The following is a 15549-nucleotide window of genomic DNA, read 5'->3' as shown; positions in this document are numbered from 1 at the left end:
GGGTTACGAGGAGAACGACCAGAGCTGGCACGTGTTGTTCAGCCACATCCACATCTGGACCTTGGTGCCGTTCGCGGTGCCGCAGTTCTGGTCGTCCAGGACCATGCCGCTGTTCTCGACCACGAGCTCGTACCGCCCGTTGCCCGCCGGGATGACCGCCCACTGCTGGCACGTGTTGCCCAGTGACTGCCACAGGTCCGTGGCGGTGCCCAGGGCCAGGCCGCAGTTGACCGCGTCCAGGACCTTGCCCGAGTTCACGTTCGTGATGGTCCACTTGTTCGCGCCCACGCTGTTGAAGCGCCACTGCTGGCAGGAGTTGCTCAGGTTCTGCCAGAGCTGGATGCCGGTGCCGTTGGCCGTGCCGCAGTTGACGGCGTCGAGGACCTTGCCGCCGGCGAGGTTCGTGAGGCGGTACGCCGCGCCGTTCACCGGGAACGTCACGCTCTTGCTGTAGCCGACGGAGACGATGTTCGACTGCACCGAGTTGTCGGTCGCGTCGGACGGGTACCCACTGGTCATGACGCCCTCGAAGAAGGAGCCGACCGAGCCGTTGCTGTTGTCGCCGCCGATGCCGAGGATGATCGCGCCCTGCTTCGTCATCGGCTTGTAGCCGGACTGGGTCGGCAGGCCGCCGTTGTACCGCGTGGCGAGGCCGCCGGACTGGGCGTTGCCGTCCTTGATGGCGTACGTCGTGGTGCCGTTGTTCTTGAGCATCGCGGTCACGAACGCGCTGTTGCGGCCGGTGTTCGCGGTGTTCGAGCCGTTGCCGCCGGCGAACAGCCCGTTCTCGAGGTCGGCGGCGACCCGCGGCCCGCCCGCACACGGCGAGAACCAGCACAGGTTGCCGAAGTAGATCGCGTCCATGTCGCCGTTGCCGGTGTCGTTGTTGTTCGTCTCGGCGTTGCCGTAGTCGAAGCAGCACCGGTCGTTGACGTGCGTGCCCTCGGTGACCATGTACAGGCCCTCGGGCTGGCTGCCGGTGGCCACGCCGTTGGTGGAGTTGTTGCGGTACCCGTTGCCGGCCGAGATGTAGACGCCGTAGACCTTGTGGCCGCCCGCGGACACGGGCAGGGCCGCGGCGTTCGCACCCTGGTCGCCGGTCGGGTTGGCGCCGCCGCCGGGGGCGATGGTCAGGTCGTTGTGCCGCGAGGTCTGGTCGTAGATGCGGACGATCGTGCAGTACGTCCCGCTGCAGAACGAGTCCTGAGCGGCCGCGTTCGCGTAGCCGCCGGCGCTGAGCACGCCGATGTTCGACGTCGCGCCGTCGGACCAGCGGCGCACCTGGTACAGCGAGCCGTTGTACGAGCCGAACAGCGCGCGCGTGGTGCTGTGCGCGGCGACGCAGGGCGTGCCGCCGCTGGAGTAGATGTCACACGGCAGCGTGCCGGCCGCCTCGGCGGTGCCGGGCAGGGCGACGAGCGCCGCGATGCCGAGCACGGCCGCGGCGGCGCCGGCGAGGGTGGTTCGCCAAGACTTGAGGCGCATGGGTTGGCCTTTCGGGGTGTGGGCAGCGCAAAGCGTCGGGGGAGCGCTGCCGGGGCGGGGGCTGTTAACGCTCACAATTCGTTCCAGCCACCGTGCGGGGCACGGGAGCTAACCATCCCGTGGCAGCGGGATGTCGCGCGTGCCAACGAGTGTTATCGCTAACATCGATGGTGTCAAGCACGTCGGCGGCGGCCGCGGGCAGGCCGTGAAAGGTTCAGGGCGGCCCGGAGTCCACCGTCCGATCGCACACCGTTGCACGGTCGTTCGGCTGGAATCGCGATCTTCGGCTATTGATGTCCGGGGGCGCCGCATATGGTGCCGGGTATGGGCAGCGATCGACTCCGGCGGCCGGTTTGACCGCCCGGCTGCCGATGACCGACGTGGTGATCGTGCTGCCGGGGATCGGCGGCAGCACGCTCAGCGATCGCGACGGCGCGGTGTTCGCCGCGTCCGCGGGCAGCATCTGGCGCGCCGTCCGGCATCGGCAGGACCTGCTCGAGAAGCTGGCCGGCGACGACTCCCTCGACGACCCCGACGCGCCCCAGCCCATCACCCCCGCGGGCCTGATCGGGCTGCCGGTCGCGGTGCCCGGCTTCGGCGGCGTCACGGCCTACCGGCGGCTGCGCCGGCGGCTCATGGAGACGTTCGCGCTGACCATGGGCGACCCGGACGGCGGCGGGCCACCGGCGAACTACTTCGAGTTCGCCTACGACTGGCGGCGGGACAACCGGGTCAACGCGGCCCGGCTCCGCCGGTTGGTCGACCGCGAGCTGCCCCGGTGGTCGGCGGCCGCCGGCGAGGGCGAGCCGAAGGTGATCCTCGTCGCGCACAGCATGGGCGGCCTCGTCGCGAAGTACTACCTCGATGCCCTGGACGGCTGGCGGCACGCCCGGGCCCTCATCACGTTCGGCACGCCGTTCCGCGGGTCGGTGAAGGCGCTCGAGGTGCTGGCCAACGGCGTGCGCAAGGCGGGCGTCGAGCTCGGCGCCTTGTCCGCGCTGGCCCGGCGGTTCACGAGCGTGTACCAGCTGCTGCCGCGCTATCCGGTGCTGATCGACGAGCAGGCCGGGCCCGGCGCGGCGCCGCTGCGGGTCGCCGAGCTCGCGACCGCGCCCGGCGGGCTGGATCTGCACCGGGCGAAGGCCGCGCGGGAGGACTTCCACCGGATGATGGACCCGGACCGGTCCACCCACGCGGGCGCCCCGCTGCACCATCTCGTCGATGTCGTACCGGTCATCGGCTACGGCCACCCGACGCTGCAGTCGGCCGTCCTCGACCGGGCCGGCCGGGTGCGCTGCGCCGTCGCGCCGGCCCGGGCCGGGGAGACCAACCCGTGGTATCTCAGCGGCGACCGTACCGTCCCGGCCCTGTCGGCGTTGCCGGTCGAGCTGTCGGAGACCGCGGGCGGCAACCTGGAGAACCAGACCCACGGCATCCTCCCGGGCCACGACACGCCCGTCACTCGCATCGTGCTCGGCCTCGCCCGCTACGGGGCCGAGCTCGCCGATCAGCAGTACCCCGTGCTCACCGGCGGCCCGCAGTGGGAGCCGGCCCTCGGCCTCGAGGTGGACGAGGTGTTCGAGTCCGGCGAGCCGGTCGTCGTGCGGTGCGCGATCCCGCCGCAGCTGCGCGACCGGCCCGTGACGGTCACCGTGGACGGGGGCACGCCACTCGCCGGGACCGCCGACCGCGGCGACGACGGGGTGGTGTGGACCGGCGAGGGGCTGCCCGACGGCACGTACACGGTGACCGTGACGGCCGGGGAGCGTTCGGTCAGCGACGTGTTCGAGATCGGGTAGGCCGTGTCACCGCCGCCCGCCTGGGAGAAGTGGAACAAGCTGGAGCCCCACCGGCTGGCCCGGTACATCAATCCGCGGGCCATCGCCGCCTGGTTCGCCGAGGCGCCGGCCGCGCCCGACCGGTTGTCGCACGTCGGCGGGGCCGACCGGTTCGAGCTCGTGGCCGGGCTGTACCGATACATGCTGGCGTTCGATCTGCGCTACGACCGCACCGCGATCGACTTCGGCGACCACCGGCCCGGCACCCAGACGGTCCGCACCGCCGAGGAGGTCCGCGCCGACGGCGGCAGCTGCCTCGACCTGAGCCTCGTCTTCGCCGGGATCTGCCAGCACGCCGGGCTGCGGCCGATCATCGTGGTGCTGCGCGACCACATGCTCGTCGCCGTCGCGCTCGCCACCGGCGTCGACGACGCCGCGCCGCGCAACGGGATCGTGCCCGGCGAGGAGGAGCTGCTCCGTGAGGGGCTGCAGGCCGACCGGCTCAAGGGCAAGCCGGTGCTGCTCGACCGGGCCATCCGTGAGACCGGGCAGGACGGCCGGTACGTCCTGGTCGAGTGCACCGGCCTGAGCCGCACCGACCGGGCGCAGGGCCCGCCGGGGCCGCTGGACTTCCCCGACGCCGTCCGGCTCGGCTACGACCAGCTGGTGCGCGGGCAGCTGCACCACCTGGTCGACCCGGTGTACTTCCACCTGCGGCCCGACAAGGCGATGCACCCTTACCCGATCGGCCTGCCCGGCGAACGCGCCGCCGATGCCGCCCGCGCCGCCGAAGCGGTGCTCGGCGTCCACGGCACCGGACGGCTGACCGAGATGCTCAAGACCCTCGGCCTCGCCCGCCCGGGCCGGTTCACCGCGGCCAAGCTGCAGCGGCTGCAGGGCATCGTCGCCGCCTCCGGGCACGAGATGGCGCCGCGGGTCGCCGACGCCCTGGCCGACCTGCTCGACACGCTGCGTACCACCGAGTTCCTGACCGGCTCGATGGCGTCGGCGCTGCACAGCGACGCCCTGCGCCGGGCCTGGCGGGAACCCGGCCAGCCGCCCGCCGCGCGCCCCGCGGACCTGCACACCCTGACCGAGTACCTCGAGCACATCGCGCTGCACCACCACGGCGAGCGGCTCGGCATGCACCGGTGGCTGGCCAGCTTCGTGGTGCGGCTGGCGACCGAGTCCGAAGTCAGCCTCGACACCGCGGCCGCCCGCCGGTGGGCCCGCGACACCGGCCTGGTCGTCGACCTCAACGACATGATCCGGACCGTGGGCGAGGAGCGGCGGAACGCCCGCGCCCGGCTGCTCATCAGCCTGCACGGCGCGGTGGCCGACGACTGGCCGCCGCAGGTCGTCGGCTGGTGGCTGCTCGACGGGCAGCCGAGCGACCCGAGGTACGAGCCGAACCCTTCGAACGACCGGGCCGGCCTGGAGCATGCCATCGGCCGGTTGGTCGAGTGGGCCGACGAGCTGGCCGGAGACGAGGGCATCGACCTGAAGCGCGTGGACATCGCCGTGCCGACCGGGCTGCTGATGCTCTGGCGGCCGGAGGAGAGCGACGCCACCGGCCGGCTGATCAGGCTCTACGACGTGACGACCCGGTGGAGCGGCCGGCTGTCGAGGAACAGCACCCGCCTGGCCCGCAAGCGGTGGCGCACCATCAGGGCGGGCACGTTCGACAAGTCGGTCGCCTGGCTGGAGAAGCGCAGCACCACCAACCTCGGAAAGCTCACGGGGGAGCTGCGCGACGGCCCGCAGTACCAGGGTGGTGTCGGGCTGGCATTCCATCCGCGGCGGCAGGAGCCGCTGCTGGGCACGGTGCTCGACCACGCTCCGGTCCTGCTGTGGCCGGACCGCGGCGCGGTCGTCGACACCATCAAGGCGGAACTGCACGAGTGCTGGCCCGACGTGCCCGGCGCGCTGGTCGAGGCGTACCGCGACCGGATACCCGGTCCGGCCCGGCCGCTCGCCGGGCTGCGCGCGGTCTGGGACGACGAGGAATGGCTGCGGTTCTGCCGCAGGTACGCCGGGGAGTGAACGAGATGAGCCAGCACACGGACGGGTTGCCGCGATGACCTGGAACACGTACTACCGCGGGGACGGCGCCGAGGGCGACGCCGACGTGCCCGTCGACCTGCCCGAGCCGCCGCCCTGGCGGACCTTCCCGCGGCCCGCCGCCGCTGACGGCGCCCGGTTCCGGCCGCCGGACGGGCTCGTCGAGGCCGTCAACGCCGCCCTGGTCCTGCGCCGCCCGCTGCTCGTCACCGGGCCACCCGGCTCCGGCAAGTCGACGCTTATCGAGTCGGTCGCCCAGGAGCTGCGGCTGGGCCCCGTCCTGCGCTGGCACATCACCTCCCGCAGCACGCTGGCCGACGCGCTGTACCGCTACGACGTCCTCGGCCGCATCCACGCCCAGCAGCTGGCCCGGGCCCGGGAGGAGACCGTCACCGACGACATCACGGACTTCCTGCGGCTCGGCCCGCTCGGTGCCGCCCTGGCGTCGGGGCAGCGCCGGGCCCTGCTGATCGACGAGATCGACAAGGGCGACCTCGATCTGCCGAGCGACCTGCTCGAGGTGCTGGAGCGCGGCGAGTTCGAGATCCCGGAGCTGGTCCGCCACCGCGACCAGGACGTGCTGATCCGCGAGCAGGACGCCGGCCGGGACGAGCACCGCATCGACGAGCACCGCATCGCCGGGGGCCGCGTGCGGTGCGAGGTCTTCCCCTTCATCGTGCTGACGAGCAACGGCGAACGGAGCTTTCCCGCGCCGTTCCTGCGCCGCTGTGTCCGCTTCACGATGCCGCCGCTGACGACCGAGCTGCTGACCGACATCGTCCGCGCCCACCTCGGCGCCGCGGCGGCGGGCCGGGCCACGGAGCTCATCTCGCAGTTCGAGGAGCAGCTGCGGACCGGGTCCGCGCTCGCCGTCGACCAGCTGCTCAACGTCGTACATCTGCTGACCGGTGACGCCGCGCCGGAGCCGGAGGACCGCGGCCGGATCAACCAGCTGTTGCTGCAAGAGCTGACGGATGCCTCCTGACGCGCTCGACCGGCTGATCACCCACCTGGCGCAGACGTACGATCTCGACCCGGTCGGCGTCGCCGAGGCGCTCTGGCTCTGGACCGCGCCCGGCGGCCCCGGCCCGGCGGCCGAACCGGACGCCGCCGGTCAGCACCGGGCGCAACGATCGCGCGGGCCGGACGCGCATCCGGACGGCGCGGACGAGGACGGGGACGCGGGCGATCGCATGCTGCCGCTGTACGGCGGTGACGGCGACGCGACCCACGGCCCGTCCGGCTCCCCGGCGTTCCCGTACCGGGTCCGCGCCTCCCTCGACACGCTGAGCCTGGGCCGGGCGCTGCGGCCGTTCCGCCGGCGCTGGCCGGACGGCCGGCGCACGGAGCTGGACGTGCCGGCCACGGTCGACGGCTACGCCGCGTCCGGCAGCGTCGTGCCGTACTTCCGCCCGGCCTCGGAGCGCTGGTTCGACGTCGAGGTGGTCGTCGACGGCGCGGCATCGATGGAGGTCTGGGCGGACGCCACCGAGCAGTTCGGCACGCTGCTCGCCGGCCTGGGCGTGTTCCGGGCGGTCCGCCGGTGGAGCCTCGGCGCCGACGGCGGGCTGCGCGCACCCGACGGGCGGGTCATGTCCGGGCGCGCCCTGCACGCCCCCGACGGGCGGCGGCTGGTCGTGGTGCTCTCCGACTGCGCCGCACCGTGGTGGCGGACTCCCCGGCCGTGGCTGCGGCTGCGGGAGTGGGCCGGCAACACCCCGACGGTCCTGATCAACCCGCTGCCGACCACGGCCTGGCGGCGCACCGCCCTCGACCTGCCCACCGCGCGGCTGACCACGACCGTGCCGGGCGGGTTCGGCCGCGATCTGCGCCCGGCCGGGTGGGCCTCGCCCGGGGCGGTGACCGCGCTGCCGATACCGGCGCTCGACCCGTACGCGCTGGGCCGCTGGGCGCGGGCACTCATGAACACCGACCCGGACGGCTGCGACGGCGCGCTGGTCCCGGCCGGGGGCCGGGCACCGGAGCCGGACGGCGCCGAACCCGACGACGAGGACTGGCCCCCGCCGTCGCCGGTCGAGGCCCTGCGGCTCAGTGCCTCGCCGCGCGCGCTGCGGCTGGCCGTGCTGTGCGCGTTGCAGGACGACGATGCGCTGAAAATGTCCTACCTGCACCTCCTCCGGCGGGAGCTGGTGCCCGAGGCCGACGCCGACGACCTCGCCGCCGTGCTCACCGGCGGCCTCCTCGACCCCGTCCCCACCGGCGGCGAGCCGCTGCTGCGGTTCCGGCCCGGGGTGCGGGAACGGCTGCGTTCCCTGCAGACCCCGACCGACGCCTGGCAGCGGTACCAGACGATCAGCCGCCACGCGGCGACGCAGGCCGGCAGCGGCGGCCGGTTCACCGTGCTCGTGCCGGAGGACGACGGCGCCCTCAGCCTGCCGCCGACGGGCACGCCGATCGGCGAGGCCCCCGAGTCGGCGCTGCGGCAGGTCGGCCTGATTACGCGGGAGACCCCGCCTTCGCTCTCGGGCGACGCGATCGTGACCCCCCGGCCCGAGGCGCCCGCCCCGGCTCCGGATGACGACCCGGCCGCCCCGGTCTTCGTCCTCAGCCACGCCCGGACCCGATCCGACCGCGATCGGCCCGAGCGGCGGCTGTTCGACCGGCTCGCGGTGCACATCAGCGAGCTGGTCTACCTCGCTCCGGGCCGCGACGCCGGCTTCCTCGACAGCGCCCCGGCCGGCGGCGACCGGTGGCCGTTCCTGGACACGCTGGGCCGTTGCCACGTCATGGTCGGGCTGGTCTCCGAGCCCTACCTCAACAGCGCGTGGTGCTCCCGCGAGTGGGACCTGATGACCCGCCGGACCGTACGCGACCGCGAGTCGGGCGAGCCCGCCGGCAACGTCATGATCGTCCCGGTGGTGTGGGCCCCGCTGCGTTCACCCCTGCCGCCGGCCGTCGCGAGCATCCAGCGGTTCATGCCCGGCGGCCCGCAGGCGGAGGACATCGGTCGCCGATACCTCGAGGACGGGCTGCTCGGCCTGCTGCGGGCCGGTCGCGAGGGCGAGTTCGACCTGGTCGTCTGGCGGCTCGCCATGCAGATCACCAGCTTGTACTACCGGTACCGGGCGGAGCCGCTGCAGTTGAGCAACGCGGACGACCTGGACCCGACGTTCGGGCGGCGGGAACCGTGAGCGCCCGCACCCTGTTCCTGATCAGCCATGCGCATGCCGGCGACCACTGGGCCGGGGTGCTGTTCCAGGACCTCTCGCAGCGGGTGGCCGACCTTGTCGGCGCCGGCCCCGGCGAGCCGGTCGGTTTCATCGACGAGCTGATCGACCCGAGCGCGGACTGGAACGAGGAACTGGCCGCCGCGATCGCCGCCACGCACGTGTTCGTGCCGCTGTACTCCCCGGGCTACCTCGGCAACGCGTGGCCGATGCGGGAGCGGGCGACCTTCGCCCGCCGGCTGGAACGGGCCGGCCTCGGGGCGGACCGCGCGCGGATGCACGTCGTTGCGGTGCTGTGGACACCGGTTCCCCGGGGGCAGGACTTCCCCGACCGGGGCGGTGCCCTGAACCTCGGCGACGGCGTGCCCGAGTACGCCGAGAACGGGCTGCGGGCGCTGTGCATGCTGCGCATGTACCGCCGCCCCTACGAGGCGATCGTGGATCGCCTGGCGCACGTCATCGCCCGGGTCGTCGCCGAGGCGCCGTTGCCGGGCTCGCCGCCGATGCCGATCGAGGCGTCGGCGAGGACGATCGCCACCGGCAGAACGCTGACGCTCGCCGTGCTCGCCGGCGCGAACGGCCCGGAGCACTGGCGGCCCTGCGGCGCCCGGCCGACGCTGTCGATCACCGCGGAGGCCGCCGCCACGGTGGAGCGGATGGGCCTGGCGGCGGTGGTGCTCGACATCCACGCCGCGCCGCCGCGGCTCGGCCTCGAGCCCACGATCCTGCTGATCGACCCGTGGGTCGCCGCCGGCCGCGACGACCTGATGGTCGCGGTCGGGCAGTCGCTCAAGCCGTGGGTGACGCCGGTGCTGGTGCTGGACCGCCATGACCCCCGCGGCGCCGAGCGTGGCGCCGAGGCGCTGTCGAAGGTGCAGGATAGGTTGCTTGCCGCCGGTGCCGGGCGGGTGCAGGAGCTGCTGGACGTGGAGGAGGTCAGGACGCTGATGCCAGAACTCGTCGCCCAGACAAGCCGGCAGTACCTCAGCCGGGGGCCGGCGTTCCCCCCGATGGGCCCGTTCCCCGAGCGCCTCCGGCTGTCCGGTGGCGGCCACTGGAGCCCGCCCGACGAGGAGGCACGGCGATGACCGACGGACGCACCGGCAAGGTCATCACCTTCTACTCGTACAAGGGCGGGACCGGTCGGACGATGGCGCTGGCCAACGTCGCCTGGATCCTCGCGGCCAACGGCAAGCGCGTCCTCGCCGCGGACTGGGACCTCGAGTCGCCCGGGCTGCACCGCTACTTCACACCGTTCCTCGGCCCGGTCGACGTGGCCCAGTCGCCCGGCGTCGTGGACCTGGTCCGCGGGTACGAGTGGGAGACCACCCGCGAGGCTCCCCGCGGCCCGGACTGGCCGGCGGAGCTGGCCCGCACCGCGAGGTACGCGCTGCCGCTGTCGTGGGACTTCCCCTCGGGCGGGAGCCTCGACCTGCTGTCGACCGGCCGCCGCACGGCCGACTACGCGGTCACGCTGTCCGGTCTGGACTGGGACAACTTCTACAACCGGGGTGGCGGGGCGTTTCTCGACGCGCTGCGCGCGGACATGAAGCGCCAGTACGACTATGTGCTCATCGACAGCCGCTCGGGCCTGAGCGACGTAGCCGACATCTGCACGCTGCACCTGCCGGACGTACTCGTCGACTGCTTCACGTTCAGCGAGCAGGGCATCGAAGGGGCCGCCGCCGTCGCCGAGATGGTCGTCGACCAACGCCGCCCCATCCGCGTCCTGCCCGTGCCCATGCGGGTCGACGAGGGGGAGAAGGAGCGGGCCGACGCCGGCCGCACGCTCGCGATCCGGCGTTTCCGGGGGCTGCCGGCCCTGATGACGAGCCAGGAGCGGGTCGAGTACTGGCTGCGGGTGGAGGTGCCCTACCGCACGTTCTACGCCTACGAGGAGATGCTGGCGACGTTCGGCGACCTCCCCGGTTCGCGCACCTCGATGCTCGCGGCGTACGAGGCGCTGACCGCCTATCTCACCAACGGCGAGGTCGTGGGGCTGCCGCCGATGGAGGAGTCGGTCCGGCTCCGCGTCATGCGCCGCTTCATCCGCCCGGTGAACCCGTCCGATCCCGAGGCCGAGACGGAGGTCCGGCTGGATCATCACCCGTCCGACCAGCTCTGGGCGGAGTGGGTCGAGCGGCTGCTCGCCACCGTCGGCATCCGCGTCGCGCAACCGGCCGGCGGCGGCAGCACGGAGAACACGATCACCCGTCGGCTCGTCATCGTGTCCCGGGCCTGGCTCGAGGCGCGCGACGGCACCAGGCGGCCGGGCGGCGAGCCCGATCCGCTGTCGGTCTACGTCGACGACCTGCGCCCGACGCCGGAGCTGCCGCTGGGCGGCTCCGTCTTCCTCGCCGGCCTGCCGCCCCAGGCCGCGGTGGACCGCGTCCTCGGTCTCGTCGGACACCGCGACGCCGTGCTCGACGCCGGCGAGCTGGCCATGCGCTACCCGGGCACGCGGCCGGCCGTCTTCAACGTGCCCGTCCGCAACACCCGGTTCACCGGCCGGGACGACGACCTCACCGCGCTGCGGAACCTGTTCCGGGCGCAGCCCGGCGGCGCGCCGGTGGTCCTGCAGGGCATGGGCGGCGTCGGCAAGTCCCAGCTGGCAATCGAGTACGCCCACCGCTTCGCCGGCGCCTACGACGTGGTGTGGTGGGTGCCGGCGGACCCGGCCCAGTTCGTGGACATGGCCATCGCCGACCTCGGCGCGCACCTCGGGCTGCCCGCGCGGCCGAGCGTCGCGGAGGCGATGCGCGCGACGCTGGCCGCCCTGCGCCAGGGGAACCCGTACGGCCGCTGGCTGCTGATCTTCGACAACGCCGAGGACCCGGCGCTGGTGGAAGGCCTGCTGCCGCAGGGGGGCGGCGACGTCCTGCTGACCTCGCGCAACTCGTACTGGGGCGACGACCGGGCCCAGCAGCAGTACGTCGACGTGTTCCTGCGGCGCGAGAGCGTCGCCCATCTGCGCATGCGGGTGCCATCCATGACCGCGGCCGAGGCCGACCGGGTGGCCGACGCCCTCGGCGACCTGCCGATCGGCATCGCCGCGGCCGGCGCCTGGCTCGCCGACACGGGCGCCTCGCCGGACCAGTACCTCAGCGGGCTCGACCGGCCCGATCTCGCGATCGGCGCGACCTGGGACCTGTCGCTGCACCGCCTGCTGGACCGCTCGCCGGCCGCCTACCGGATGCTGCAGCTGTGCTCGGTGATGTCCTCGGAGATCGCCCTCGACCTCCTCTACGGTGACGAGTTCGCGAGCGCTCTGCGGGACTTCGATCCGACGCTTGTCGACCGGGTCAACCGGGGCTCGCTGGTCCAACAGGTGAACCGGCTTGCGCTGCTGAAGCTCGACACCGTCTCCCGCGTGGTCCAGGTGCACCGCCTGCTGCAGGCCATCGTCCGCAGCCGCATGTCCGAGGAGGAGCTCGCCGAGGCCCGGCATCAGGTGCACCGGGTGCTTGCCCAGGCCCGGCCGAACGGAGCCGTCGAGGATCCGGCGACGTGGCCGCGGTACCGGATACTGTGGCCGCACCTCGACGCGTCGGACGCGCTCGCCTGCCACGACGAGCTCGTCCGTGAACTGCTCATCGACCAGGTCGGCTTCCTGCGGCTCCAGGGCTCGCTCGAGCGCGCGCGCGAGCGGGCCGAGGAGATCGACCGGGCCTGGACCGACGCGCTGGGGGCGGAGTTCCCCGATCGGCGGCATGCCGCGCGCCGTCAGCTACTGCATCTGCGCTACCACCGGGCCATCGTGCTGCGGGAGCTCGCCCGGGTGGACGAGGCGTACGCCCTCGACACCGAAGTGCTCGGGGCTCAGCGCGAGCTGCTGGGGTACGAGCACGCGCACACCCTGATGACCGCCGGTGGGCTGGCCGCGGACCTGCGCGCCCTCGGCCGGTACCACGAGGCCCTGGAGCTCGACCGCAGCACCCTCACGGCCTGGACCGAGGCGTTCGGCGACGACTACACCCGCACGCTCGCCGCCCGCAGCGGGCTGGCCACGTCCTACCGGCTGATCGGCGACTTCCGGGAGGCCCGGCGCCACGACGCCGAGGTCTACGACCGGAATCGGGTCATCCTCGGACCGGACCACCCGGCGACCGTCGCCGCCGGCGCCGACCTGGCCCGGGACCTGCGCGACGCCGGCGAGTACGAGGCGTCGGTGGCGCTGCTGACCACGATCGTCGGGCGGTTCGAGTCGGTCCTCGGCGCCGACGCGACCGCCACTCTCAACGCCAAGGTGAGCCTCGCGGCCGCGCTGCGGGCGGCCGGTCGCGTCGACCACGCGACGGCCCTGGCGGACGAGGCCTACGCGAAGCTGGCCGAGGTCGGCGGCGGCCAGGGCCCGGACACGCTCATGGCCCGGCTCAGCCGGGCCCAGACGCTGCTGACGGCGGGCAACGTGAACGCCGCGCGCGATGAGTTGCAGGCGGTGCACAAGGCCTTCGCGACGAGCCGCGGCCCGGACCACCCCGTCACCCTGGTGTGCGCCGCCAACCTGGTCGCCGCGCTCGACGATCAGGACGCCGCCAGCCGCCGCGCCGTCGAGGGCCTGGCCGCCGCGGTGGGCCCCGACCACCCCTACTCGCTGCTGGCGAGGGCCAACCACGGGGTCGTACAGGCCGGATCCGCCCGGGACGAGGCCGGTCACACCCTGCGCGACGTGCGGACCGCGATCGCCGCCGCGCTCGGCCCCGACCATCCGTTGACGCTCGTGGTCGAGTCCAACGTGGTCAACCTCGAAGCCTCGGTGAGCGGTGCCCGCGACACGGCGGCGCTGGACCGCCGGATGGTGCAGGCGTTCGGGGAGCACCACGGGGCCGTCGAGGCCTTCCGCGCGGGCCAGCTCGTGTTCTGCACGCTCGAGGCCCATCCGCTCTGACTCACGCCGAACGACGCGGGCCGGACGCCGCGCAGGCGATAGTCACTCGATGGGCTGGGCGATGTCGCAGCACGGGTCGTCGGGGCCGGCCGCGCCGAAGTCGGCGAAGTAGACCTCGCGCGGGGAGCCGAGCGGCGCGACACCCTCGCGCCCGGTCCACGACTGCACGGCGTCGTAGGCGGAGAGGATCTGCGGGAAGGCCACCTGGGCCTTGGTGATGCGGGTGTACGCCTCCCGGTGCGCCGGCTCGATGCGCGTCGCGGCCGCGAGGCCGGCGCCCGGCTCGACCGGCAGGCAGATCTCGACGGGTCCGTCGGACTCCTCGTTCACGGCGCCGTGGTAGATGATGAAGCACGGCCCCACCATGCCGTCGCCGTGGCCGGTGGCCGCCTTGAGCAGGCGGCCGATGCACTCGTCGATCCAGTCCTTGAGGTCCTGGACCTTCACGTGCCGCTGCTCCGTCAGCACCAGCTGTTCGGGCACGTCCCGCACTTGGATGTCGTACATCGACAGGTCTCCTTCCTCGCCGAGGAGCCGGATGCGCAGATGGCTCACGAGCTCGCGCCGCGCCGCGACCCGGTACTCCTCGTCGCTCCAGTAGGTGTCCAGCAACGCGACGGCCTCGGCCGGCTCGTCCAGCGCGGCCACGATCGCGGCGATGCGGGCGAGCGGCATGTCGAGCCGGCGCAGGCGGGCCACGAGCCGGGCCGCGTCCAGCTGCGACGGGCGGTACCAGCGGTAGCCGGTCCGCTCGTCGACAAGTGCCGGCGCCAGCAGGCCCTGCTGCTCGTACAGCCGCAGCGCCCGCGGCGAGAGCCAGGTGAGCCGGGCAAACACCCCGATGGTCAGCAGGCCGCTCGTGTCCACCTCGAAACCATGCGCCTTGACCCGGGGTGAAGGTCAAACGCCGAGGTCCGCCGCCACCCCGTAGTGATCGGACAGGTACACGGAGCGCCCGTCGGGCAGCGTGACGGAGTCCTCGGTGAGCACCAGCCGGCACGACGCCGTCAGCCCGGCCCCGCGCAGCAGCACGTGGTCGAACGCGGGCGGGCCGGGCCACTTCGGCGTCGGGCGGTAGGTCGGGCGCTCGTCGCCGGCCATGGCGTCGCGCAGGCCGGCCGCGGCGCAGAACTCCGCGAGCGCCCCGGCGCCGCGGGGCAGGTTCAGGTCGCCGCAGACCACGGTGGGTACCGACGGATCGATCGCGGCCAGGGTGGTGGTGAGGGCGGCGAGCTCGCGGCGGGCCACGGCGGTGTAGCGGTTCCCCGGCGACCAGTCGTCGTCGCGGTTGGCCGACAGGTGCGTGTTGACCACCGCGAACGGGCCGGCCGCGGTGTGCAGGAGCGCGACCTGGGCGCCCTTGCGCATGAGCAGCTCGGGGCGCAGCGGGCGGGTGAACGGGTACCGGACGAACCGCCGCTCGGCGATGGGCCGGCGCGACAGGAGCACCAGCCCGCCCTTGACCAGTGTTCCGCCGGTGTACTGCCGGTGCGGGAACGACCCCGCCAGCCGCGCGAGCAGCCGGGCCATGCCGGGCGCCATGACCTCCTGGAGGCACACGACGTCGTAGTCGGAGCCCTCGAGCCGCGCCCCGATGGCCTCGATGCGCGGCCTGACATCGCCCTTGAAGAGCGCGTTGAAGGTCAGCAGCCGTAGTTCCACATCACGATCCATACACGCTCCCGCCGGGCCGGCGCCAGCGGGAAACGGCTACGAAGCCGATTCCGGCCGGCGGGCCAGGGCGCCGGCGCGGTCGAGGCCCTCCAGCAGGTCCCTCATCGCAGGAACTCCAGGATCGCCGCGTTCGTCGCGTCCGGCTGGTCGAGGTTGGCCGCGTGCCCGCAGTCCTCCAGCGTCACGACCTGCGCGAGGGGGTTGGTCGCCGCGGCGGCGGTGGCGTGCTCGCACGGCCAGAGCTGGCTGTCGCGGCCCGCGATGAACAGGCTCGGCACCTGCAGGCGCGCGACGACGTCGCGCCAGTCCTGCTCGGCGTGGCTCTGCAGCAGCTCCCAGCTCTCCAGCGGCGCGCAGAAGCCGGCGACGAGGACCACCGGGCGGCCGTGCCCCTCGTCCTCGTAGTGCAGGCGGACCCCGTCTCCGGTGGTGAAAGTCGGCATAATCCCGAATCTACAGACGTTCGGCGCACAGC

10 protein-coding genes are annotated in these 15549 nt (G+C 73.4%); 6 read left to right on the top strand and 4 right to left on the bottom strand.

Going from position 1 to position 15549, the window contains the following annotated elements; all coding sequences use genetic code 11:
• Window positions 1–3: 3 nt before the first annotated feature.
• Window positions 4–1485 carry an arabinofuranosidase catalytic domain-containing protein gene (locus AB0B76_RS19030; RefSeq protein WP_360376471.1) on the bottom strand — a complete coding sequence of 494 codons (1482 nt, stop codon included), beginning with the start codon at window positions 1483–1485 and terminating at the stop codon, window positions 4–6.
• A gap of 371 nt (window positions 1486–1856) precedes the next feature.
• Between AB0B76_RS19030 and AB0B76_RS19025 the strand changes: the two genes are divergently transcribed.
• Genes AB0B76_RS19025 through fxsT form a run of 6 tightly spaced genes read left to right on the top strand, consistent with a single transcriptional unit; the run spans window position 1857 to window position 13400 of the window.
• Window positions 1857–3284: a hypothetical protein gene (locus AB0B76_RS19025; RefSeq protein ID WP_360376468.1), complete on the top strand. Its 1428-nt coding sequence runs from the start codon at window positions 1857–1859 to the stop codon at window positions 3282–3284.
• Window positions 3285–3287: 3 nt separating this feature from the next.
• A complete protein-coding gene (locus tag AB0B76_RS19020; RefSeq protein ID WP_360376466.1) occupies window positions 3288–5306 on the top strand; it encodes a hypothetical protein in 2019 nt (672 codons plus the stop codon).
• Between the two features lie 34 nt (window positions 5307–5340).
• Window positions 5341–6309, top strand: coding sequence for a MoxR family ATPase (locus tag AB0B76_RS19015; protein WP_360376464.1), 969 nt, complete (start codon window positions 5341–5343; stop codon window positions 6307–6309).
• Window positions 6299–8476 carry an SAV_2336 N-terminal domain-related protein gene (locus AB0B76_RS19010; protein WP_360376462.1) on the top strand — a complete coding sequence of 726 codons (2178 nt, stop codon included), beginning with the start codon at window positions 6299–6301 and terminating at the stop codon, window positions 8474–8476. The genes AB0B76_RS19015 and AB0B76_RS19010 overlap by 11 nt, the downstream gene beginning before the upstream one ends.
• Window positions 8473–9600 carry a hypothetical protein gene (locus tag AB0B76_RS19005; RefSeq protein ID WP_360376460.1) on the top strand — a complete coding sequence of 376 codons (1128 nt, stop codon included), beginning with the start codon at window positions 8473–8475 and terminating at the stop codon, window positions 9598–9600. Before AB0B76_RS19010 ends, AB0B76_RS19005 begins: the two co-directional genes overlap by 4 nt.
• Window positions 9597–13400, top strand: a complete 3804-nt coding sequence (gene fxsT, locus AB0B76_RS19000; RefSeq protein WP_360376458.1) for an FxSxx-COOH system tetratricopeptide repeat protein — start codon at window positions 9597–9599, stop codon at window positions 13398–13400. Before AB0B76_RS19005 ends, fxsT begins: the two co-directional genes overlap by 4 nt.
• 42 nt (window positions 13401–13442) lie before the next feature.
• On the opposite strand, the gene AB0B76_RS18995 is transcribed toward fxsT, so the two are convergent.
• From AB0B76_RS18995 to AB0B76_RS18985, 3 genes are all read right to left on the bottom strand, one after another.
• Window positions 13443–14267 (bottom strand): MerR family transcriptional regulator, encoded by an 825-nt coding sequence (locus AB0B76_RS18995; RefSeq protein ID WP_360376455.1) that lies wholly within the window; start codon window positions 14265–14267, stop codon window positions 13443–13445.
• Window positions 14268–14300: 33 nt separating this feature from the next.
• The gene (locus AB0B76_RS18990; protein WP_360376453.1) at window positions 14301–15074 is read right to left on the bottom strand and encodes an endonuclease/exonuclease/phosphatase family protein; all 774 of its coding nucleotides are present in this window, start codon (window positions 15072–15074) and stop codon (window positions 14301–14303) included.
• A 101-nt stretch (window positions 15075–15175) separates the two neighbouring features.
• Window positions 15176–15517, bottom strand: a complete 342-nt coding sequence (locus AB0B76_RS18985) for an alpha/beta hydrolase (protein WP_360376451.1) — start codon at window positions 15515–15517, stop codon at window positions 15176–15178.
• Window positions 15518–15549 lie beyond the last annotated feature (32 nt).

The organism is Dactylosporangium sp. NPDC049140 (genome assembly GCF_040648435.1).
This window is presented reverse-complemented; position numbering and strand designations above follow the sequence as displayed.